Source organism: Bradyrhizobium sp. S3.12.5 (assembly GCF_040548225.1).
In the GTDB taxonomy this organism is placed as follows: domain Bacteria; phylum Pseudomonadota; class Alphaproteobacteria; order Rhizobiales; family Xanthobacteraceae; genus Bradyrhizobium; species Bradyrhizobium cytisi.
In genome coordinates this window covers 169,819-191,949 of sequence record NZ_JBEPRF010000006.1, presented here as the reverse complement: position 1 = coordinate 191,949, position 22,131 = coordinate 169,819, and the positions used below count along the sequence as shown (strand labels likewise).

Here is a 22,131-nt window from a genome sequence, read left to right as displayed (position 1 = left end):
TTGCGATCGGGGGACCGGATGGCAGTCGACAAGATCACGGTTGATAAGATCACCTGGGACAGGGTTGGCCGGGTCACCGAGCCCGGGCGCTACATATACACGTTCGGCTGGCTCACCATTACGGCCGACGATCTCGATATCTGGAAGCAGTATCCGCAAGCCGCCTTCACGCTGCTCGCCCACCATTCCCAGCCGGACGAGGCCGCCATCGGCGATGAATTCCACCTTGGGGCGTTCGACATCACGCCCGACGCTCCACCGCCGTTCACCACCCATTGAGAGCAGAAAGCACGGGCCCTGCTCGCCTTGCGAGCGCTGATGTGACGCGCCGTTGCGCAGTGCGCAGGCCTGCTCGGGAACGCATGGCATGCGCGTTGCTTAATCAACGCCATGATTCATATCCCTCCCGCCGACCAGGCCTTCGTGCTGCTGCTCATCGTCTCCTGCCTTGGCACATGCCTCATACGCGCCATCTGGGAGCTCGAGCAGGTGCGAACCCGCCTGGTGGCATCACCACTCCGCGGACGTGCAACGAAGCGTGACTAAGCGGTCCAGCTGGCCGCGCGGTGGCTTGTCCCGCCTCTGGACTCGCTGCCTGCCCACGTGCATCGTGGATTGAAGAAACCTGCACATTGCCTTGATCTGACTTATCAATCGCGATCCGCTGACAGGCGCGCAGCCGTTACGGTTGACGACGAGGTGGTTCTGTCATGCGATTGATTACGCTCGTATTCTACACGTTGCGGTCCTGATGAACGCCAGCTGTCGCGCTTGTTAAGCAACGGGACAGCTGGCGCATGACAGATGGTCGCATCGGGAAACGTAGATAAGCGGACCAAGGGAACCTATTTTCGGCGCCGATGTATCTGATTGAAGCGTTACCCACCGTGATCGGAACGGCCGCCATCGCCCCGGCGCTGCTGATGCTGTGGCTTGTCATTGCCGCCGAAGAGCGCCCCGGGCCGCCGGCCCAGGTCTGGACTGCGTTCCTGCTCGGCGCGGCCAGTATCTCCTTGCTGGGTCTCGCCCGGGCCCCCTTCGCCAAGATGGTCGCGGCGCCCGACAATCCCTGGACGGCGCTCGCCATGCATTCGGTTTTCGGCGTCGCGCTGCCCGAGGAGGCGGTGAAGGTGATCGCCATCGTGCTGGTCTCCTCGACCAAGCGAAGAACCTTCGCCAATCCCATGGACACCGTGGTCTATGGCGCCGCTGTCGGCCTCGGCTTCGCGGCTTACGAAAACCTCGCCTATCTGGTGCAGCACGCCGAGATGTGGCGGTCGCTGGCGGCCTTGCGCAGCGTTCTCACCGTGCCGTTCCACGGCGCGCTCGGCATCATCGCAGGCGCCTATCTCACGATCGCGCGCGCCGGCACGGCGCTGGGCGCAAACCGCCACCACCGCGACTGGGCCCGCCTGTCCAGCCGCCTGCTGATCTTCGCCGGTCCGCTGGCGCTGCATTCGGCCTTCGACTTCCCGCTCCTGACCTTGCAGAGAATGCCGGATCTCGATCCCGGCTTGCGGATGTGGCTGGGCGCCGCGAGCCTGCTGATCGGCTTCAGCTCGATCGCCTTCGCCATGCGCCTGGTGCGGCGCGTCGCGCGCCATCACGCGCCGCGAACCGACGTCGCGAGGGAGCGGCTCAGCCAGCTGCGCCGGATGTGGGCGCTGCTGCTCGCCGGCGGCGGTGTCGGCTTCCTCGGCCTCGCCTTCGTGCTGACCTCGATCCATCACTGGCTGATCAATCCCGAGCGCAATCTGACGTTGGCGCTGATCCCGATCGGCCTCACCTCGATCCTGCTCGGCCTTGCGCTTCTGGTCGTCACGACCGCGATCTACGTTCTTGGCCGCAACCGCATCCGCACCAGTGGCGAGGGTTTTTCGTCAGCGCACGGCAGCGGCTGATCCGCGGGATGGCAAGCGGGCTGCGCGCATACTAGATTGAGCCGCATCCGCTTCCCGTGACGTGAGAGGCCATCATGACTTCGCCCGAGGATTTTTCACGGCTGCAATCCGCGATGAGCCAGGCGGTCAAGGCGCATTGGAAGGCGTTTCTGTTTGAAGGCATTTTGCTTGCCGTTCTCGGCATCGCCGCGTTGATCCTGCCGCCGCTCGCGAGCCTTGCCATCACGATCTTTCTCGGCTGGATGTTCCTGGTCAGCGGCATCGGCGGATTGATCGTGACCTATTGGGCGCGCGCCACACCGGGCTTCTGGTGGTCGCTGATTTCGGCGGCCCTCGCCGTGCTCGCCGGCATGCTGCTGTTGGCCCGCCCGATGCAGGCCGTGCTGACGCTGACCATCGTGCTCGGTGCCTACTTCCTCGCCGAGGGTGTCGCCACCATCATGTACGCACTGGAGCACCGCCGCGAGTTGAGCGGCCGCTGGTCGTGGCTGCTGATCTCGGGCCTCTTCGACATCGCGATCGCGTTCATGGTGATCACGGGACTGCCGAGTTCGGCGGAATGGGCCATCGGCGTGCTGGTCGGCATCAACCTGTTGTTCGGCGGCGCCACCCTGATCGGCATGGCCCTGGCGGCACGCAAGAGCAACAGCTGAGGCGCCTCAAAGCCCCTGACGTCGATTGGGGGGTGACAGCCCGCCAACGGCGCGCTATATGACCGACCATGATCACCGTCGCCACCAGCTATTTTTGGTATTTTAGCTACGACAGCTCGCTGGCGGCAGGAGGATCGCGCTCAATCTGAAATATTGAAGCAAACGTCCGAACAGCCGCCAGACCTGGCGGCTTTTTTATTGGCCGGCAGGTTCTCAAAATGACAGGAGCCCGCCGTGCTGAGCACGACCGACGATCTTCGTATCCGCGAACTGAAAGAGCTGAGCACGCCCGAGGACGTGATGCGGGAGGTCCCGCGCACCCTCACGGCCACCCGTGTGGTCATGGCGGCCCGCAACGCGATCCATGCCATCCTTAACGGCCAGGACGACCGGCTTCTGGTCGTGGTTGGCCCCTGCTCGGTGCATGATCCCAAGGCTGCGCTCGAATACGCCGAGCGCCTTGCTGCGTTGCGCGAAGACCTCGCTGACCAGCTTGAGATCGTGATGCGGGTCTATTTCGAGAAGCCGCGCACCACCGTCGGCTGGAAGGGCCTGATCAACGATCCCAATCTCGACGGCAGCTTCGACATCAACAAGGGCCTGCGGCTCGCGCGCAACGTGCTGTCGGCCATCAACAATCTCGGCCTGCCCGCCGGCGCCGAATTTCTCGACATGACGACGCCGCAATACATCGCCGATCTCGTGTCCTGGGCTGCGATCGGCGCGCGCACGACCGAGAGCCAGATCCATCGCGAGCTGGCCTCGGGGCTGTCCTGCCCGGTCGGGTTCAAGAACGGGACCGACGGCAATGTGCGCATTGCCGCGGACGCCGTGAAGTCCGCCTCGCATCCGCATCATTTCATGGCGGTGACGAAGCTCGGCCGTTCGGCGATCGCCTCGACCGCAGGCAATGAGGACTGCCACATCATCCTGCGCGGCGGCAGCAAGCCGAACTACGATGCCGCAAGCGTCGCCGCGGCTTGCAACGATCTGGCGAAATCCGGCGTCGCGCCGCTGGTGATGGTGGATGCGAGCCACGCCAATTCGAGCAAGAAGCCGGAAAACCAGCCGCTGGTCACGGCCGATATCGCCGGCCAGATCTCGGGCGGCGAGAACCGCATCATGGGCGTGATGATCGAGAGCAATCTCGTCGCCGGCCGCCAGGACGTGGTGCCGGGCAATCCGCTGACTTACGGCCAGAGCATCACCGACGGATGCATTGATTGGGCGACGACGGCAACCGTACTCGAGCAGCTCGCCGATGCGGTCGAGATCCGGCGCAACACCGCGCGCGCCGGACTGCACGAACGTTCCGCTTAAGCGGGGCAACGGGTGGGCGGGGCGATGCTGTTCGCGTCCTGCCCACCGCGCAGCAGTTCCGGCTTAGCAGCCGCGGCAGATGCTCTTGATCTTCTTGTCGAGCAGAGCGTCTTCCTTGTTCACGGGATTGTTCGGGTCGGTCAGATTCTTCTCGTTCGGTACGTCGCCGGCACGCGGCTGGCGGTGACCGACCGGCGCCTGTGGCAACGTTCCAGACGCGGCGCCGCCGGATGTCGATCCCTTGGTGCCGGTCTGCGCAATCGCCGCACCGCCGAGCAAGACCGCGAGCGATGCTGCCACCATGATCTTCTTCATGTCCGTTCCTCCATTCCTCAAACCGGCGTTCTCTGACCGCTCAGATTTCGGGCGGATAGAGATGAACGTCGCCGCAATAGTCGACGATACGATAGCGCGTTTCCGAGGCTGCATCACGTGGATCGGCTGCGGTATTTTGCTCCGCCAACACATAATTCGGTCCGACCGGCGACTTGCCGGCACCGCCCGGTATGTCGATGACGTAGTCAGGCTGACACAGTCCTGACACCCGCCCCCGCAATTGCCGCATCAACTCCTGCCCCTGGGCCAGCGTCGTGCGCAGATGCGCCGTGCCTGGCGCGAGATCGCCGTGATGCAGGTAATAGGGCTTGATCCGGCACTCGACGAAAGCTCGCATCAAATCCGACAAGGTTGCGACGCTGTCATTGACGCCGCGCAACAGGACAGACTGGCTCACCATGGGAATCCCGGCATCGACCAGCCGCGCGCAGGCGGCGCGGGCCGGTCCCGCCAGCTCGCGCGCATGGTTGGCATGCAGTGCCACCCAAGTGGTCGCGCCCTCGACCTTCAGCGCTGCGACCATGTCGTCGCTGATCCGCGCGGGGTCGGCCACGGGCACGCGGGTATGAAGGCGGATGATCTTGACGTGATCGATGCCGGCGAGATCGGCCATGATCTCGCTCAGCCGGCGCGGCGACAGCATCAGCGGGTCGCCGCCGGTCAGGATCACCTCCCATATCTCGCCATGCGTGCGGATGTAATCGATCGCGGCGCGATAGGCGCTATCCGAGAGCGCGTTCTCCTTGCCGGGCCCGACCATCTCGCGGCGGAAGCAGAAGCGGCAATAGACCGCGCAGACGTGAACGAGCTTGAACAGCACGCGATCGGGGTAGCGATGCACGATGCCCGATACCGGCGAATGCGGGTGGTCGCCAATCGGATCGGCGTTTTCGCCCGGCTGCATCTCTAGCTCCGCGGCGGTCGGAACGAACTGCCGTGCGATCGGATCATCGGGATCCGATTTGTCGATCAGATCGACAAGCGCCGGCGTGATCGCGACCGCATAGCGCGCGGCAATGCGTTCGAGCGCCGGCAGCGCCGTAGCGGGCGCGAGGTCCGCGGCCACGAGTTCGGCTGGCTCACGCAATGTCCGTGCAAGACTGGTCTTCGTCATGTTTCACTTAACGTTTCATTTGCAGGCGGCGTCCACACCACCTGATCAATCCGTGTTGCGCCGCTCGCCAGCATCACCAGCCGGTCGAAGCCGAGCGCGACACCGCTCGCCTCGGGCATTTGGGCGACCGCCGCCAGGAAATCCTCGTCTAGCGGATAGGCCTCGCCGTAGCGGCGCTGCTTCTCCGCCATGGACTCCGTGAAGCGCTTGCGTTGTTCCTCGGCGTCGGTGAGTTCGCCAAAGCCGTTGGCGAGCTCGACGCCGCAGGCATAAACCTCGAACCGTTCCGCGACCCTGGGATCGTCGGCCTTCACCCGCGCCAGCGCCGCCTCTGGAGATGGGTACTCGAACAGAATGGTCAAACGTCCCTGCCCCAGATGCGGCTCGACATGCTCGACCAGGACCTTGCTGAAGATATCCGACCAGGTGTCGTCTTCGGCGATGCGGACCTTGCCGGCGGCCGCCTGGGCGAGTGCGGCACGGTTAGCCTCGTTGCCCGAGATTGTCGACAGCAGGTCGATGCTGGCGAAACGCTCAAAGGCACCCGCGACCGTCAGCAACTCCGGCTCGGCGAAGGGATCGGCGGTCCGGTCCCGGAAGGCAAAGGTCCCGATTCCGGTCGCCTGCGCAGCGCGGGCGATGACCACCACGGTATCGGCCATGATGGCGTCATAGGGGGTGCCCGCCCGGTACCATTCCAGCATGGTGAATTCGGGCAGATGCAGGTCGCCGCGCTCGCGGTCGCGGAACACCCGGGCGAACTCGAAAATCCGCTCCTCGCCGGCCGCCAGCAGCTTCTTGCAGGCGAATTCGGGCGAGGTCCGTAAGTAGCGGCCAGCCCGGCTGCCATCGGGCCGGATGAGCTCGGTCCGGGGGGCGTGCAAATGGGTCTCATTGCCCGGGGAGACCTGGAGGACGGCGGTTTCGACCTCGACGAAGCCCTGCTCGGCGAAAAAGCCCCTGAGAGACCCGGTGATGGCCCCCCTGGCCTGGAGGAACGGCCGCCGGTCGAGGTGCCGGCCGGCTGTCCAGAACGGCGAAATCGGCTTGTCCCCCGTCATTAGGCGATCGTCCCGCAGGCCAGCAAAATGCTGGCATTCAACGACAAAATGCGTATGTTGCGGCCCGAAACGGGCGCCGAGGTCTGATTTGAGGCCCCAAGTTCCCCATCCATTTGACCACGTCCTGGCCTGAGCCGGGCCAAGCAAGCAGGAAATATAGCTTTGAGAGTCATCGCCAGTTCTATTCGCAAGGGCAACGTGATCGAGCAAGACGGCAAGCTCTATGTCGTCGTGACCGCCGAGAACATCCATCCCGGCAAGGGCACTCCGGTCAGCCAGATCGAAATGCGCCGAATCTCGGACGGGGTAAAGATCTCCGAGCGCTACAAGACCACCGATCAGGTTGAAAAGGCCACGATCGAAGAGCGCAACTTCACCTACCTCTATGAAGATGGTGACGGCTACCACTTCATGAACCCGGAAACCTATGATCAGGTGCAGGTGTCCAAGGACGTGATCGGCGACGCGGCCGCCTATCTCCAGGAGAGTATGACGGTCAAGCTGTCGACGCACGACGTCAACGTGGTGTCGATCGCGTTGCCGCAGCGCGTGACGCTGGAAGTGGTCGAGACCGAGCCCGTGACCAAGGGCCAGACCGCCTCATCCTCCTACAAGCCGGCGGTGCTCTCCAACGGCCTGCGTACGACCGTGCCGCCGCACATCGCCGTCGGCACCCGTATCGTGGTGATGACCGAAGACGGCTCCTACTCCGAGCGCGCCAAGGACTAGGCAAGAGATCGAGGATCGGAACAGGTGCCGCCGGGGGGCGAGACAGTGGGTAGGAACGGTTTCCGCTTCGTCTCGCTTCTGCTGGCGTCGCTTTCGCTCCCCTTTGCGACGCCGCTCGCTGCGGACGAATTCCGCAGCCCCTCACTCACAGCGTTGCGCGTCGATTGGCGCACAGCGCTCGACCAGCTCCGTACCGAGATCAATAGCCACCCCCAGGTCGCCGGCGATTTCATCTTCGTGCCGCGCCGTTCGGTGCCGCGCTTCGATCCGCGCGCAATGCCGGCGCTGGTGCAGCTCAACGCGGTCTCCTCGCAATTCTTCACCGGCATTGCCCGCAGCCCCGTTCCCGTGCTGCTGCCGTTCGATGCCGCTGCCTATCTCGAGGCGCAACGCAGCGGCGCACGATCCCCGCTGGCTCTGCCGCGCTACCAGGCCGATTTCAATCCGGTCGACGTGTTCGACGCCGGTCCCGCCGGCTACAGCGCGACATTCTCGCTCGAGCCAGGCGCCGGCGACGGCATGCCTTCGCGCACCTTCGCAAAGCCGGTCGAGGTGCAGATCACCGGTTCGGCACTTGTCTACGACATCGCCGATCCCGCCGGCGGCAAGGGCGAGCCGGTGAAGCCGCTGGCGACAATCTACCCGGACCTGCGCAAATTCATCCGCGAAGGCTATGTCCGCTACGCCTTCAGTCGCTTCGGTGCCGCCTATGTGGTGTCGATCCAGTGCCTGGACAGCGTCGCGAAGCCGCGGCGGCTCGCCTGCAAGGAGGCCTACCCCGTTGCCGAGCGCTTCCTGAAGGCGCTGCATATCGCCGGCGGCCAGCGCGCGCGGCCACTGATGGACATTGCCTCTGATCTGATCGATCGCCCGGCCCCACGTTCGACGGATTTCAGCTACCGGCCGAGCGGCGACATCATCCCGAACTCCGGCTATCGCAAGCAGGGCGGCCATCCCGATCCGATGGCCTATTCGCAGATCCGCTTTCCGCTCGAGAAGGCGCCGGCCTTCGTGCATTCGCAATCCTACGCCAAGCGCGACAAGGACGATGGCCCGACCGCCTATCCCTGGCGTGACAATTTCTGCGAGTCACGCAGCTTCGAGGTCTGGCAGTGCGGCGGCGGCTATGGCCACCAGGGTGAGGACATCCGCGCCGCCGAATGCCCGTCGCCGGGCGATGGCCGCGAACCCTGCGATCCCAGGCAGCGCAGCGTCGTCGCCGCGCGCGACGCCATTGTGATCCGTGCTTCCAAGGACCAGGCTGCGACGCTCGAGGTCAACAGCCGCACCGAGCACATCCGCTTCCGCTACATGCATATGAATCCGCAGGCGTTGAACGCCGACGGAGTGCTCAATGGCCGCATCGTCACCGAAGGCGAGAAGATCGGCGTGATCTCCAACTACCTTGACCACCCCGCGGGTACGTCGATGCACCTGCATTTCGACGTCCAGGTATTCACGCGCGACGGCTGGATCTGGGTCAGCCCCTACGTCACGCTGGTCTCGGCCTATGAGCGCATGATCCGCGCCCGAGGCCGCGAGGTCGGCCCGGAGATCGCAAGCACCCCGCAGCCCGTCGCACACGCGCAGCCCGACGATGCGATCAAGCCCGATCAGCGCGAGGGATCGAGCGGCGAAGAGAACTGACGCGCGGCTCGCGCAGCCGACCGCATTTCGATGACACATCAATGACAGCGCGCCAGGCTCGGCCAGACCCGATTTCGGGCCCGCTCCGCCTGACCTTCTTTGGCCCCAGAATTGCTTGGCTCCCCGCAGCCAAACAGGATGAAGGGGAAGTTCATGCGTTGTCTCACCACGGCGGCCATTCTCGCAGTCGCCTTCGCCGTACCGGTTCATGCGGAGGAATTGAGCGGCACGCTGAAGAAGATCAAGGACACCGGCGCGATCACCCTCGGGATACGAGACAGCGCCGTGCCATTCAGCTACATCGACGACAAGCAAAAGATCGTCGGCTACGCGGTCGACATCTGCATGAAGATCATCGACGAAATCAAGGGTGAGCTCAAGCTCGATAAGCTCGAGGTCAATGAGAATATCGTTACCTCGTCCACCCGCATTCCGCTGATGGCGAACGGCACTGTCGATCTCGAATGCGGCTCGACCACCAACAATGCCGATCGCCAGAAGCAGGTGTGGTTCACCAACACGCATTTCCTTACGGCGAGCCGCTTCGTCTCGAAGAAAGCGCTGAAGCTCGATCAGGTCGATGACCTCAAGGGCAAGGCCGTCGTCTCGGTCTCCGGCACGACCAATATCACCCAGCTCAACAAGGCCAACGCTGCACGCTCGCTCGGCATCACCGTGATGAACGCAAAGGACGTCCCCGAAGCATTCCTGATGGTCGAGACCGACCGCGCCCTGGCCTTCGTCATGGACGACATCCAGCTTGCGGCGATGATCGCCTCGTCAAAGGATCCGTCGCTCTACGCCATCAGCACCGGCGCATTTTCCGATCCGGAGCCCTACGGCATCATGCTGCGCAAGGACGATGTGCCGTTCAAGACTGTCGTCGATCGGGCAACCGCCAAGCTCTACAAGAGCCCCGAAATCGAGACGATCTACAACCGATGGTTCATGGAGCCGGTACCGCCGCGCGGCCTCAACTTCCATGTCCCGCTGCCGGCCTCGCTGAAAAAATCGTTCGAGAACCCGTCAGACAATCCCGATCCTGCATCCTACGGAGGATGAGGACGGCTTGAGGCGTATCCCGGATTGGGCTTTGGTCAATCCGGGCTACAAGTCACTCCAGATACGTCGTCAGTTGCGCGCCCTCATCCGCCACGAACACGGCGATCAGTTCGGCCGGCTCCGTGGTGCTGGCGTTGGCAGAGACCAGATGCGTCGCGCCCGGCGGCTCGAAGAAGGACTGGCCGGCACCGAACGTCTCGACCGGGCCGCCGCCGAGCTGGGAGCGGATCTCGCCTTTGGTGATGTAAGCGGTCACCGAGCCGGCGTGCCGGTGCGGTCGCGAAAACCCACCTGGACCGTAGAACACGCGCACGATGGTGACGCGCTTGCCCGGTACGTTGGGCAATGCGTAGGAGCCGATCGGCTCGACCTTGTCGAGCGGCGAGCTTTCCGCGGCCGAGGCGCAGAGCGGCGCGAGTGCGCCTGATACGGTGTCCATCGTCACCGGCAGCACCTTGCCGATCGCAAGCGCGCAGACGAGTCCACCGACAACGGCCACCGTGGTCGAGCGCAATGGCACAGGGCGCGGCACGGTGACCAAATTCATCGCAGTCATGATAACCTCCCCTCGTTGCAATCAGGACGCCGCGGCACTCGCCGCGATCGGCCGCTTGGCCGGCGTCCAGCGATAGGCCGCACCAAACCGATTCCAGACGTTGATCGAGGCGATTGCCGAGGTCAGGTACATCAGCTCGGTCTCCGAGAATTCACGCTGCACCTCGGCGTAGACCTCGTCGCCGAAGCCGTCGGCAAGCAGGGTCAATGCCTCGGCCCAGGCCAGCGCGGCGCGCTCGCGCGCCGAGTAGATCGGTGCCTCGCGCCAGACCGCGACCAGATGGAGCTTGTCCGCGGGCACACCGAGCCGCTCCGAGAGAAGGATATGATGCTGCACACAGAAGGCGCAGCCGTTGATCTGCGAGGCACGCAGCTTGACCAGCTCGAGAAGCTGCTTGTCGAGGCCGGCCTTGGCCGCAACCTGGCCCAGCGCAAGCACCAGATCATAAGCGTCCGGCGCAATCTTCTTGAAATCCTCGTACTCGCTGCGGGCGTGTGACATTGCCGTTCACCTCGTGCTATTGTAAGAATGCTGATATATTATAAGAGCCATTACATGTCGCGCAAGACTGTCAACGTCACAAGGTCGCAACCGGGGCGGACGACGCCCGAGCCGGCCAAGCATAGCCGGGCGCACGTGCCCGCCCCCGGCGAAGGCAAGCGCGGCGAGCAAGGTTATCTCGGCTATCTGTTGCGTCAGGCCCACGCCGCTGTGCGGCTGAAGATGGAGCGCACGCTAGCTGATCTCGGTGTCACCTCGCCGCAGTTCGCCGTGCTGACCATGCTGAACGCCTATCCGGGACTATCAGGCGCCGATGTCGCCCGCCTCACCTTCCTGACGCCGCAGACAGTCGGGGTGATCATCCGCAACCTCGAGCGCGACGGCGCGATCCTGATGACGCCGCATCCAGTCCACGGCCGCATCCAGCAATGGACGCTGACGCCGCGCGGCGCGACGCTGCTCAAGGCGTGCCGGGACCGCGTGCTCGAATTGGAGAAGCGCCTGGTGACAGGGCTCGACGGCAAGGCTGAAGTCACTGTCCGCCGCTGGCTTGCGGGAGTCGCAGCCGATCTGCAGGAGGAGGCCTAGTCGCCTCCTCCGTCGCCGCCGTCACCATCTCCAATATCGCCGAAGCCGAAGTCGCCCTGGAAGCGAAGCGACCGTAAACGGACAGGCTTAAAGTTTGGGATTTGAGAGGCTGCCCTATCCGCGCTTCAACGCTTTCTTAACCTCGCCATCCGGCCATGCCCCGCCCGCCGCAATGACCCGCACGCGGCTTCGGTCGGCAGCGTTGACCAACACATGCGAACTCATCCGGTCACCGCTCGGCTCCAGATCCAAATCCGTTTCAGGCTTCCAGCTCAGCGTCGCCGCGAGATCGCCGGGAAAAATCTGCCAGCACGATCCGTCGTCGAGCTCGACGACATGGCTTTCCGCATGCGCGCGTATCTTCATCCCACCCCGAAGTCTCGTTGAAGAAGGCGAGCCCCGGCGACCGGCCGGGGCCCTGCCTCATCTCGTCCTCTTCCAATGTGTGTGGAAGAAATGCGGGGCTGCGACACTTTGTTCCGGGGAACATGGCGTCGAAAGCCTGTTCCTCCTGTTCCAGGAACCGGCTCACAGGCGCCGCGTTTCCAGCTACGATAGCCGCATGAAACACGCTGATTCCTCGGCCAATCGCATCACCCGCCGCGCCGTGCTCCAATCCACGCTGGGCGCAGCCGCTCTGCTCGCAGTCCCGACGAACGTCTTCGCGTCGCCTCCTGGCTTCGACGAATGGCGCGAGGGTTTTCGCGCACGCGCAATGGCCAAGGGCATTTCGGCGACGACCTGGCAGCGCGCGATGGCGCGGATCGAGCCGGACATGAGCGTGTTCAAGCAGATGCGCAACCAGCCGGAATTCCACGAGCAGGTCTGGCAATACATCAACCGTCGCGTCTCCGACTGGCGCATCATCAACGGCAAGATCGCGCTGAAGAAAAACGAGGCGCTGCTTGCGCGCATCGAACGCGATTTTGGTGTCGAGCGCGGCACGCTGCTGGCGCTGTGGGGCGTGGAGTCCGCCTACGGCGATCCGCTGGTGCAGCAGAACCACATGACGCCCGTTTTTCCCTCGCTCGCCGCGCTCGCCTGGAACGAGCCGCGCCGCAAGGCCTATTGGGAGGCCGAGCTGATCAATGCGCTGCGCATCGTCGACAAGGGTTGGAGCACACCGGAGGAGATGCAGGGATCCTGGGCCGGCGCCATGGGCCATTCGCAATGGATGCCGGAGGTCTGGCTCAATGTCGGCATCGACTACGACGGCGACGGCAAGGTTTCGCCGTTCGGCAAGCCCGATGACGCGCTGGGCTCGACGGCAAAGTATCTCGTCAATCGCGGCAAGTGGCATCGCGGCGAGCATTGGGGTTACGAGGTCCGCGCGTCCAGTGAGATGAGCGGCAGCCGCACTTATTCGGCGTGGCAGGCAGCCGGTGTCACTCGCGCCGACGGCCAGGCATTTCCGCAGCCGAACGCATCCGCACAGATGTGGACGCCGGTTGCGGGCGGGCCGACGTTCCTGCTGGGCCCGAATTTCTATTCGGTGAAGAGCTACAATCCCTCGATGAATTATGCGCTCGCGATCTGCCATCTCGGCGACCGCTGCCTGGGCGCGCCGCCGTTCATTCAGCCTTTCCCCGGCTCCGAGCGTGTGCTCACGCTCGCCGAGGTGCAGGAAATGCAGACGCGGCTGACCAAGGCCGGCTTTGATACCGGCGGCACCGACGGCCGCGTCGGCAATGACACCATGAAGGCAATTAAGGATTTTCAGCAGCGCGCCGGGATCACGCCCGCCGATGGTTATGGCGGGCTTAAGGTGCTGGCGAAGCTGCGGCAGGGATCGTAGACGGCCTCAGTGCCGATACTGGGGCCCCTCGGCGTCGAGCTGGCGCCGGATCGCGGCGAGATGCAGTCGCGCGGATTCTGAATCGCCTTCACGCATCTGCTTGTAGGTTGCAGCCGCAATCGCGGGATCGACCGGTTGCACCTTTCGCCCCGTGGACATCGCCAGCACCTGCACCTCGGCGGCGCGTTCCAGGTAGTAGAGATCGTCCCAGGCTTCCGCAATCGTCGGCGCCAGCACCATCACGCCGTGATGCTTCATGAAGATGATGTCGGCATCGCCCACGGCGGAAGCAATGCGTGCGCCTTCGCGGTTGTCGAGCGCGAGGCCGTTATAGTCGCGGTCGACCGCGGTGCGGCCGTAGAATTTCAGCGCGGTTTGTCCGGCCCAGATCAGCGGATCGCCCTCGGTCATCGACAACGCCGTGGCGTAGGGCATGTGGGTGTGGAAGGCGACTTTCGCGCGCGGCAGGCGCTTGTGCATCTCGGCGTGGATGTAGAACGCGGTCGCCTCGGGCTCGCCTTCGCCATCGAGCACGTGGCCGTGGAAGTCGCAGATCAGCAACTTTGACGCGGTGATCTCGCGGAAGGCGTAGCCATAGGGATTGACGAGGAACAGATCGTCATGGCCCGGCACGACGGCCGAAAAATGGTTGCAGATGCCCTCCTCAAAGCCATTCCGTGCGGCCATCCGGAAGCAGGCGGCGAGATCCTCGCGCGCGGTGCGGATTGCATCTGTCGCGAGGTCCGGCCGGTTCGAGCGAACGGCTGCGGGTGTGGAGGCATGAAGGCTGTGTGCCATGGCGAAGGAAACCTCTTTCAGGCAGGAGACGGCAGCGTTTTACAGGGCCCACGCCTGCGCGTCAGCCCCGCTGGCCGCCACCCTGCCCTGCGCGTCTCACGCCCGCCGCGGGACGCCGCCGGCATTCATGCCGCCGTCGATCACGAGCTCGCTGCCGGTGACGTAACGCGAGGCATCTGACGCCAGATACAGCACGCCGGAAGCAATCTCGCCAGCCTGGCCGGCGCGGCCGAGCGGGGTTGCGACCTTGGCGCGCTCCTCCGGATCGATCGGCGCGTTCTGACCTGCGCCAGTCGCGCCGGTCGGGATCTTGCCCCAGATCGGCGTGTCGATGATGCCTGGATGCACGGAGTTGACACGGATGCCGTCGCCGGCCGCCGCGCACTCCATCGCGATCGACTTGGCGAACAGCCGCACGCCGCCTTTGGTCAACGAATAGGCTGCGAGGCCCGGTGCGCCGCGCAGGCCTGCGAGCGAGGACATCATGACGATCGAGCCGCCGCCGGTCTTGCGCATCAAGGGCAGGCAATGCTTCACGGAAAGGAACACGCCATCGAGATTGATCGCATTCTGCTTGCGCCAGTCAGCGAGCGTCATGTCGACGATCGAGGGCACGGCAATGCCGATACCGGCATTGGAGACCAAGATGTCGAGCCGCCCGTAGCGCTTCGCGATCTCGTCGACGATCTCGATCCATCGTTCCTCGCTGGTGACGTCCTGCTCCAGAAAGATCGCCTTGCCGCCTGCCTGGATAATGCGCCTGGCGAGCTCGGGGCCGCGCAGCTCGTCGATGTCGGTGGCGATCACGGTGGCGCCCTCGCGCGCGAACAGGTCGACAATGGCCTCGCCAATACCGGACGCGCCGCCCGTCACCAATGCGACCTTGCCCTCAACCTGCCCCGCCATGTTCACTCCCTTTTTTGTTGTTTGAGGCCGTTATCTAATCACGGATGGTCCCTGGTCCGGTAGCGCGACGTCGATGACGCGAAACTGCACGCGCTCGGCGCCCTGATAGCGGTCGACCGACAAGGAGCCCGCGACATGCAGCTGCTGGCCACGATTGGCGAGCAGCGCATTGCCGAGCTTTTGCCCGACCGAGCGGAACGCGATGCCGTTGACGATGGCGCCGTCCCCCGACTTGAATCGCAAACGCAGATGCGCCTGTCCCACCTCGTCGGCAAAGACGAGCTGATGCGCCGGCAGCGCCAGCACGGCTTCCGGATTGCCGCTGCCGAAGGGACCTGCCCGATTGAGCGTGGTCGCAAGCTCCGTCGTCACCGCGCGCGCCGAGATCGCGCCGTCGATGTAGAGCTCGTTGACATGCCGCGCCTCGGCGACGTCCTGCGCCAGCGCGTTCTCCAGATAGGCGCGGAATTCGGCAAGCTTCTCTTTCCGCAGCGTCACGCCCGCGGCCATCGCGTGGCCGCCGCCCTTGAGCAGAATGCCATCAGTGACCGCCTGCCGCACCGCCTTGCCGAGATCGACGCCGGCGATCGAACGGCCTGAGCCGGTGCCGATACCGCCGGGCTCGAGCGCAATGGCAAACGCGGGCCGCGAGAACTTCTCCTTCAACCGGGAGGCGACGAGGCCGACCACGCCGGGATGCCAGCCTTCGGACGCGGTAACGATGACGCCGAGCTTGTCTTCCAGCCCGATCGAAGCAAGCGCCTCGGCTTCGGCCTGCGCTTCTGCCGCCTGCTCGATGACCCGGCGCTCGCTGTTGAGACGGTCGAGCTCGGCGGCGATCCGCGCGGCCTCGACGCCGTCGCTCTCGAGCAGAAGCCGAACGCCGAGATCGGCGCGGCCGATACGGCCGCCGGCATTGACGCGCGGTCCCAGCATGAAGCCGAGATGCCAGGCCTCGGGCGGGCCATTGAGCCGCGCCACGTCCATCAGCGCGGTGTGGCCGACATGGTCGCGCCGCCGCATCGCGATCAGCCCTTTGGCGACGAAGGCCCTGTTGAGGCCGATCAATGGGGCGACGTCGGCGACGGTCCCAAGCGCGACGTGATGGAGCATGCCGAGCAGATCGGGCTCGGGCATCTCCGCGTTCCAGAAGCCGCGCCGGCGCAGCTCGCGATTGACGGCGACGAGCGTGACCAGCACGAGGCCGACGGCGGCGAGATGGCCGAGCCCGGAGAGATCGTCGAGCCGGTTCGGATTGACCAGTGCATCGACCTCCGGCAGCTCCGTGCCGGCCTGGTGATGGTCGATCACGACGACGGACATGCCGAGGCGCCTGGCTTCGGCCAGCGGCTCGATGCTGGTGGTGCCGCAATCGACGGTGACGAGCAGCGTGGCGCCCTTGGCCGCCAGCCCGCGAACGGCTTCGACATTGGGACCGTAGCCTTCAAAGATGCGGTCGGGAATGTGGATCAGCGGATCGAGCCCGCAATGGCGCAGATGCCAGGCGAGCAGCGCCGCCGAGGTCGCGCCGTCGACGTCGTAGTCGCCGAAGATCGCGACCGTCTCGCCCTTCGCGGCCGCATCGGCGATCCGCCTCGACGCGGCCTCCATCTCCGTCACGGTGAACGGATCGGGCAACAATTTTCGGATGGTCGGATCGAGGAAGTCGGGCACCGCGTCGATGTCGATACCGCGGCCGGCCAGCACCCGCGCCAGCAGTTCCGGCAGCTGGTGACGCTGCACGATGGCAAGCGCCGTGGCCGCGCCCCGCGCATCCAGCCGGTTGCGCCAGAGCTTGTCCGTGAGCGAGCGTGCCACGCCCAGGAAAGCCTGAGGCATTTCGACGGGCAAGGCGGTGGCGGGCGGCGTCATGATTGAGAGGGTCTCGGGACTCTGGCCCCACGCGATTGCGCGGCGTCCAGCTGGCGAAGGGATTGGCCGGCAATCCCCCGGGAATTGCAACGGCAGCGGCGCACAAAGCGGTGGATGGCCCGGCCGGCGTGACTACCATTTAGGCACTCCGCCGAACAGCAAATTAAGCGGGCGTTAGGTTGAATCCTAGAAAAAGACTCGTATTCGATCTGTAATTTGTTGTCCCGGGTTCGTTGCAGATCAGGCCTCATTGCCAAGGGAAGTTCCCCGATGTCCGCTGCGCTGGGTCTGAAAACCAAGCCGACCACCACCGAACCGGACGACGACGATGATTCCGACATCTCCGCGCTGATCAATCGCCTGACCGCGGAGGTCAACCAGATCGCGGTCGACAAGACCAAGTCGATCCAGCAGATCACCAACCAGATGAAGATGCTGGCGCTGAACGCGCTGATCGAAAGCTCGCGGGCCGGCGCGCAAGGCGCGGGCTTCGCCGTGGTGGCGCAGGAGGTGCGCGGCGTCGGCCAGCAGGTCGAGACCATCGCGCGCGAGCTCGAGACGCAGCTGACGAAACGCACCGGCGATCTCGTCGCCTCGATCGACCGCATGAGCCAGCGCTCGCGCGGCGAGCGCATGATGGATCTGTCGCTCAACGCGGTCGAGCTGATCGACCGCAACCTCTATGAGCGCACCTGCGACGTGCGCTGGTGGGCGACCGATTCCGCCATGGTCGATTGCGCAGCCTCGCCTGCGCCGGCCGCGGTCACCTACGCCTCGCAGCGCCTCAGCGTCATCCTCGGCGCCTATACCGTCTATCTCGACCTCTGGCTCTGCGACCTCGACGGCAACGTCATCGCCAACGGCCGCGCCGACCGCTTTCGCGTCGTCGGCCAGAACGTCTCCCACACCAAATGGTTTCGCGAGGCGAAGACCTTGCGCTCCGGCGACGACTATGTCGCCGGCGACATCGAGAGCCAACCGCTGCTCGGCAATGCCCAGGTCGCGACCTACTGCGCCAGCGTCCGCGCCGGCGGCCAGGCCAACGGCGCGCCGGTCGGCGTGCTCGCGATCCATTTCGACTGGGAGCCGCAGGCGCGCGCCATCGTGCAAGGCGTGCGCGTCGGCGACAACGACAAGGCCCGCGTGCTGCTGGTCGACTCGCATTTTCGCGTCATCGCCGCCTCCGATGGCCAGGGCATTTTGAGCGAGCGCATCTCGCTGTCGCTCAACGGCCAGCGCTCCGGCTTCTACCAGGACCGCACCGGCACGATGATCGCCTTCCATGCGACGCCGGGCTACGAGACCTATCGCGGGCTCGGCTGGTACGGCGTGATCGTCTGCGGAGCGTGAGGCCGGAGCCGCCCAATCCCAAACCTTGAAAACAACCCCATGCACAGTAGCCGCGGGGTTGTTTTCATGACGTTTTCTCTTTCGATCTGGCGGGTCGAAACCAAGCCCTGGATTCAGTTTTGATCTCGCCGGGAGAGTCCTGTGAAGGCTCGCTCAAGGCTATCCGCTTCGCCGTCGCACGACTTGAATTTTCTCGTGATGCCGTTTGACACGTCGGGCAAAACACCGGCATTCTGCGATGATGGCAAAGCCTGCGAGGCTCGGAGCCGCTTCCGCGGCAAGGCAGCTGATCTGGCGCTCCTGCGATGCCTGGATCGCCTCCAGAGTGTCATCGGCGCTCTCGTCAAAACAAGTTCGATTAGTACCGGACGAACGACCTGACTTCGAGATTCGAAGCGCCGAACGAGTCCTCCAATTCGAAGCCACTGAAGCGGATATGGAGGGCCGCCGGCGTGGCGACGAGCCTGACGACGAAGGCTGGCAGCCTGATCCCGTCGAGGAGTGGCGGAAGAGATTTGACGCGATCCCAGCGGCCCTCGACCGTGTCGTAAGTAAGAAGCTCGGCAAAGATTATCCGCCGGGCACAGCTCTGGTCGTGTACGTCAATCTGGGATGCTACGGTGCATACCTAAAGGAAGGAATTCCAATTCTCCAAACCGGCACCGCAGCCGCCAAAGATAGATTCAGCGTTGTGTTCGCGATGTGGGAGGGCGTCCTCTACAAGTTTTGGGAGGACGGCGCTGCTGTCTCCGAGCAATGGCCGTACGCCCGCCCGGACGACATCTAGCGACACATCTAAGAGCCGAGCGCACTCGACCAACGCCAAATGACGAATGGCGAAGCGGACCCGGCAAACGCCAATTCTATTCCTAGCCCTTCTGCTCTTCTCCGGGAAGCGACCATGTCAAAGCCACCGCTTTCAGATCCTCACGCTCGCGCCGCCTCCGACAGCACGGGAAGCGCACCACGCGACGGCTTTGCCGATCTCGTGCCTGAGCTCAGCGTCTCGGACATTCAGGCCAGCCTGGCGTTCTGGCGAGACCTGCTCGGGTTCGAGATCGCCTATGACCGTCCTGACGCCCGGTTTGCCTATCTCGTCAGGGGCCGCTTGCAGGTGATGCTGTGCGAGCGGAACGGACGCTGGGAGACGGCCGAGATGCAGCGGCCACTTGGACGCGGCATCAATTTTCAGATGGTTGTCGACGGCATCGATACGATCCTGAGCGCGCTCGATGGAGCGAAATGGCAGCTCTACGAGCCGCCGAACGAGGTCTGGTATCGGGTCGGTGACCGGGACGTCGGGCAGCGTGAATTCCTGGTCCAGGATCCCGATGGCTATTTGATCCGCCTCGTCGAACGCTTAGGGACACGCGCGCCATCGTCATCCGCGCAGCGCTAGGCGCTAGCGGTATCGTTCCAGGCCGTGTGCAACGTTGCAACTCCGAGCGTCTGCGACGGACGTTCGCCGAACATCGCAAGATAGTATCGAGAGAACCGGCCGAGCTCGTAAAACCCCTGCTCCATCGCGACGGCCGCCACGGTGGTCGAGCCAGGTGCGCTCTGCTGCAGGATGGAATGAACGGCGCAGAGCCGCTTGTGCCTGAGGAAGCTGACCGGGCCGAGGCCAAATACTTCATGAAAAGCGCGATGCAGAGTACGCCGCGCGACGCCCAGCGCAGCGCAGACTTCCGACACGTGCACCGGGCGGGTGCCAGCCTCGTCGAGATATTCCTCGGCCCTGCGGATCAGCCGTCTTGCCGAAGGCAGCGAGCCATTGTCGTCGGTCGGCAGCGAGGACATGACGTTGGCGGCGATGCATTCGACGATCGATCGTTTCCAGAAATCGGCCGTCGATCGCGTCAGGCCGGACTTCTGGGTCCGCAGATGCGACATGATCCGAACAAGGCTGCGTGACGCTATTGCACCGGTCTCGAGGTCCGCGCGGAAATGGCCGCGGCTGCGCCAGGTATCGGGGTCGCTCAACCGCGGCTCGCCGCCAAATAGCGAAGCGACCTCGTTGATGTCGAAGCGCATCGCTGCGTAAGCGGACGCGCCGTGAAACACCCCGTCATGCTCCAGCAGCGGCGGAATCACGAGCACGTCGTTGAGCTGCATGTCGAACGACCAGTGCGCGACACGATCTTCGGCTGCGAGAAGCATCCCGATGATCAGCTTGTCATCGCTGGAAATGCGCTGCGTGCGCATGCCGACATTGAAGGTGCCGATGCTCAGCGAAAAATCGTCGATGCCGATATGCGACAACGTTCCGCGCAGCCGCCCGCGGCCGAGCTGCATCACATCGACATGCGAGCCGTGAACGGCCTGACGAAGTCCTTCGAAACCGTCCAGCTTTCTCGAATCAACCAGAAGGAATTGCCCCATGGTTGTACCCTGTTGCTGAAGCGCGACAATTCTGCGGCAGGTCGCAACAAAGTGCCACCACAACGCGAGGCGGGTGCGACAATCTGCCTTCGCGTTTTGAGACAAACGCTATCGAAATCCAGCAGGCAAATTTGACTGCATTTCGGCTTAATTTCAGTGGTTTGCGACGTGGGTCGTTTGGTCTCACCCAGTGCTCCTGCGTACTGGCACAAACTGCACATCACAGCCGTCCAATCTTCGGATACCGTTTGCAACCTCAGCGGTATCGACCCAAAGCGCTCTGCGGATGGCAGAGCGCACGCGGCAGGGTTTTGCCGCCTGCTCGAAAGCGTGCGCGCGAGGGGAAAAAGATGTCGACGCAATGAAGCGTCGTCCTCTCCTCCAAGCGCCAAGAAAGAGGGACCGGACAATGCGTCCAGCGTACCGGGCAATGGGCCGTCGACGACCTCTGCCAAGGTCTTCGCCGTAGCATCGGGTGGAATACGCGTATCGGAGTACCACCATGTTGCGCGCGGATCTCGATCACTGCGAGTGGTTGCCGGATGATGTGAAGACCGGCGAGATGGTCTTTATTCCCGGCGGAACCTTTCGCATGGGGTCCGACCATCATTATCCCGAGGAGGCGCCGAGCCATCGCGTCTTCGTCGACAGCTTCTGGATCGACCGTACGTCGGTCACCAACCGGCAGTTCAAGCAATTCGTCAACGCGACCGGCCATGTCACTGAGGCGCAGATCGTTCCTGATCCCAGGAACTATCCCGGCGCGCTGAAAGAGATGCTCTATGCGGGATCGCTGGTGTTCTCGCCCCTGCCCCGCATCACCGATCTCACCGACTGGAGCCAATGGTGGTCCCTCCTGCGGGGCGCCAACTGGCGCCATCCCTACGGCCCCGGCAGCAACATCAGGGGTCTCGACGACCATCCGGTCGTGCACATCTCCTACAGTGATGCAGCGGCCTATGCGCGCTGGGCCGGCAAGGATCTGCCGACCGAAGCCGAATGGGAGTTCGCCGCGCGCGGCGGCCTCGACGGCGAAGAGTTTGCATGGGGCGATGCGCTGATGCCGGGCGGCAAGCACATGGCCAACATCTGGCAGGGAAGCTTCCCCGCCCAGAATCTCGGCGAGGATGGTTACGAGCGTACCTCCCCGGTCATGGCCTTCCCGCCGAACGGCTACGGCCTCTACGACATGATCGGAAACGTCTGGGAATGGACCTCCGACTGGTGGACGGCAAAGCACGCCGCCGACGCCGCAAAACCCTGCTGCATCCCCAAAAATCCCCGCGGCGGCGGTGAGGACGCAAGTTACGACCCTCGCCTCCCCGACATCAGGATTCCCCGCAAGGTGTTGAAGGGCGGATCACATCTTTGTGCGCCGAATTACTGCCGCCGCTACCGCCCCGCCGCACGCCATGCGGAGCCGGTCGACACATCGACCAGTCACGTCGGATTCCGATGCGTGGTGCGAGCGGCTGATCCTGATTCAGCGAGATCACCGTCCGCAGGATAGGAGTGCCGGAAAGCTTCAGGAATTTCCCGCCATGTGCCAAGGCGGCGAGC

At 64.2% G+C, this 22,131-nt stretch carries 23 protein-coding genes; 13 read left to right on the top strand and 10 right to left on the bottom strand.

The annotated features are described in order from the left end of the window. Positions 1–18 precede the first annotated feature (18 nt). From ABIC09_RS10630 to ABIC09_RS10615, 4 genes are all read left to right on the top strand, one after another. Positions 19–279, top strand: coding sequence for a hypothetical protein (locus ABIC09_RS10630; protein ID WP_354109225.1), 261 nt, complete (start codon positions 19–21; stop codon positions 277–279). Positions 280–860: 581 nt separating this feature from the next. After that, positions 861–1,901: a PrsW family glutamic-type intramembrane protease gene (locus ABIC09_RS10625; protein WP_354033553.1), complete on the top strand. Its 1,041-nt coding sequence runs from the start codon at positions 861–863 to the stop codon at positions 1,899–1,901. 74 nt (positions 1,902–1,975) lie between these two features. Beyond that, positions 1,976–2,554, top strand: a complete 579-nt coding sequence (locus tag ABIC09_RS10620; RefSeq protein WP_354109224.1) for an HdeD family acid-resistance protein — start codon at positions 1,976–1,978, stop codon at positions 2,552–2,554. A 234-nt stretch (positions 2,555–2,788) separates the two neighbouring features. After that, positions 2,789–3,874 carry a 3-deoxy-7-phosphoheptulonate synthase gene (locus ABIC09_RS10615; protein ID WP_354109223.1) on the top strand — a complete coding sequence of 362 codons (1,086 nt, stop codon included), beginning with the start codon at positions 2,789–2,791 and terminating at the stop codon, positions 3,872–3,874. 63 nt (positions 3,875–3,937) lie between these two features. Here the strand turns inward: ABIC09_RS10615 and ABIC09_RS10610 are convergent, their stop codons facing one another. From ABIC09_RS10610 to epmA, 3 genes are read right to left on the bottom strand one after another with little or no spacing between them, the layout of a single operon-like run. After that, positions 3,938–4,189: a hypothetical protein gene (locus tag ABIC09_RS10610; protein WP_148753884.1), complete on the bottom strand. Its 252-nt coding sequence runs from the start codon at positions 4,187–4,189 to the stop codon at positions 3,938–3,940. Between the two features lie 40 nt (positions 4,190–4,229). Beyond that, positions 4,230–5,324, bottom strand: coding sequence for a lysine-2,3-aminomutase-like protein (locus ABIC09_RS10605; RefSeq protein ID WP_354109222.1), 1,095 nt, complete (start codon positions 5,322–5,324; stop codon positions 4,230–4,232). Further along, on the bottom strand, positions 5,321–6,385 hold the full coding sequence (gene epmA, locus ABIC09_RS10600) for an EF-P lysine aminoacylase EpmA (protein ID WP_354109221.1): 1,065 nt from the start codon (positions 6,383–6,385) through the stop codon (positions 5,321–5,323). The genes ABIC09_RS10605 and epmA overlap by 4 nt, the downstream gene beginning before the upstream one ends. 162 nt (positions 6,386–6,547) lie before the next feature. On the opposite strand from epmA, the gene efp reads away from it, so the two are divergent. The 3 genes from efp (at position 6,548) to ABIC09_RS10585 (ending at position 9,823) form a co-directional block, all read left to right on the top strand. Then, positions 6,548–7,114, top strand: a complete 567-nt coding sequence (gene efp / locus ABIC09_RS10595; protein ID WP_148753881.1) for an elongation factor P — start codon at positions 6,548–6,550, stop codon at positions 7,112–7,114. Positions 7,115–7,138: 24 nt separating this feature from the next. Next, positions 7,139–8,761, top strand: a complete 1,623-nt coding sequence (locus ABIC09_RS10590) for a M23 family metallopeptidase (RefSeq protein WP_354109220.1) — start codon at positions 7,139–7,141, stop codon at positions 8,759–8,761. 153 nt (positions 8,762–8,914) lie between these two features. Continuing rightward, on the top strand, positions 8,915–9,823 hold the full coding sequence (locus tag ABIC09_RS10585; protein WP_354109219.1) for an amino acid ABC transporter substrate-binding protein: 909 nt from the start codon (positions 8,915–8,917) through the stop codon (positions 9,821–9,823). A 52-nt stretch (positions 9,824–9,875) separates the two neighbouring features. Here ABIC09_RS10585 and ABIC09_RS10580 read toward each other — a convergent pair whose 3' ends face one another. Both ABIC09_RS10580 and ABIC09_RS10575 read right to left on the bottom strand, forming a co-directional pair. Continuing rightward, positions 9,876–10,379 (bottom strand): cupin domain-containing protein, encoded by a 504-nt coding sequence (locus ABIC09_RS10580; protein WP_354033547.1) that lies wholly within the window; start codon positions 10,377–10,379, stop codon positions 9,876–9,878. Between the two features lie 21 nt (positions 10,380–10,400). Beyond that, on the bottom strand, positions 10,401–10,880 hold the full coding sequence (locus ABIC09_RS10575; protein WP_354109218.1) for a carboxymuconolactone decarboxylase family protein: 480 nt from the start codon (positions 10,878–10,880) through the stop codon (positions 10,401–10,403). Positions 10,881–10,934: 54 nt separating this feature from the next. Between ABIC09_RS10575 and ABIC09_RS10570 the strand changes: the two genes are divergently transcribed. Continuing rightward, positions 10,935–11,468 (top strand): MarR family winged helix-turn-helix transcriptional regulator, encoded by a 534-nt coding sequence (locus tag ABIC09_RS10570; RefSeq protein ID WP_354109217.1) that lies wholly within the window; start codon positions 10,935–10,937, stop codon positions 11,466–11,468. Between the two features lie 114 nt (positions 11,469–11,582). On the opposite strand, the gene ABIC09_RS10565 is transcribed toward ABIC09_RS10570, so the two are convergent. Further along, the gene (locus tag ABIC09_RS10565; RefSeq protein ID WP_354109216.1) at positions 11,583–11,834 is read right to left on the bottom strand and encodes a hypothetical protein; all 252 of its coding nucleotides are present in this window, start codon (positions 11,832–11,834) and stop codon (positions 11,583–11,585) included. Between the two features lie 196 nt (positions 11,835–12,030). Here ABIC09_RS10565 and ABIC09_RS10560 point away from each other — a divergent pair, with 196 nt between their 5' ends. Further along, complete coding sequence (locus ABIC09_RS10560) at positions 12,031–13,263, top strand: lytic murein transglycosylase (protein WP_354109215.1); 1,233 nt, start codon at positions 12,031–12,033, stop codon at positions 13,261–13,263. 6 nt (positions 13,264–13,269) lie between these two features. On the opposite strand, the gene ABIC09_RS10555 is transcribed toward ABIC09_RS10560, so the two are convergent. The 3 genes from ABIC09_RS10555 to recJ form a co-directional block, all read right to left on the bottom strand. Next, positions 13,270–14,061 (bottom strand): aldolase, encoded by a 792-nt coding sequence (locus ABIC09_RS10555; protein WP_354109214.1) that lies wholly within the window; start codon positions 14,059–14,061, stop codon positions 13,270–13,272. Positions 14,062–14,157: 96 nt separating this feature from the next. Next, complete coding sequence (locus ABIC09_RS10550) at positions 14,158–14,967, bottom strand: SDR family NAD(P)-dependent oxidoreductase (protein ID WP_354109213.1); 810 nt, start codon at positions 14,965–14,967, stop codon at positions 14,158–14,160. Positions 14,968–14,997: 30 nt separating this feature from the next. Next, on the bottom strand, positions 14,998–16,839 hold the full coding sequence (gene recJ, locus ABIC09_RS10545; protein ID WP_354082776.1) for a single-stranded-DNA-specific exonuclease RecJ: 1,842 nt from the start codon (positions 16,837–16,839) through the stop codon (positions 14,998–15,000). Positions 16,840–17,109: 270 nt separating this feature from the next. Between recJ and ABIC09_RS10540 the strand changes: the two genes are divergently transcribed. From ABIC09_RS10540 to ABIC09_RS10530, 3 genes are all read left to right on the top strand, one after another. Next, entirely contained in the window at positions 17,110–18,189 is a 1,080-nt protein-coding gene (locus ABIC09_RS10540) for a methyl-accepting chemotaxis protein (protein ID WP_354109212.1), read from the top strand. Between the two features lie 238 nt (positions 18,190–18,427). Next, complete coding sequence (locus tag ABIC09_RS10535; RefSeq protein ID WP_354109211.1) at positions 18,428–18,976, top strand: hypothetical protein; 549 nt, start codon at positions 18,428–18,430, stop codon at positions 18,974–18,976. Positions 18,977–19,090: 114 nt separating this feature from the next. Beyond that, complete coding sequence (locus ABIC09_RS10530) at positions 19,091–19,588, top strand: bleomycin resistance protein (protein WP_354109210.1); 498 nt, start codon at positions 19,091–19,093, stop codon at positions 19,586–19,588. Here the strand turns inward: ABIC09_RS10530 and ABIC09_RS10525 are convergent. Continuing rightward, complete coding sequence (locus ABIC09_RS10525; RefSeq protein ID WP_354109209.1) at positions 19,585–20,571, bottom strand: helix-turn-helix domain-containing protein; 987 nt, start codon at positions 20,569–20,571, stop codon at positions 19,585–19,587. The genes ABIC09_RS10530 and ABIC09_RS10525 overlap by 4 nt on opposite strands. A gap of 502 nt (positions 20,572–21,073) precedes the next feature. Here ABIC09_RS10525 and ABIC09_RS10520 point away from each other — a divergent pair. Beyond that, complete coding sequence (locus ABIC09_RS10520; RefSeq protein ID WP_354109208.1) at positions 21,074–22,081, top strand: formylglycine-generating enzyme family protein; 1,008 nt, start codon at positions 21,074–21,076, stop codon at positions 22,079–22,081. Positions 22,082–22,131: the final 50 nt, after the last annotated feature.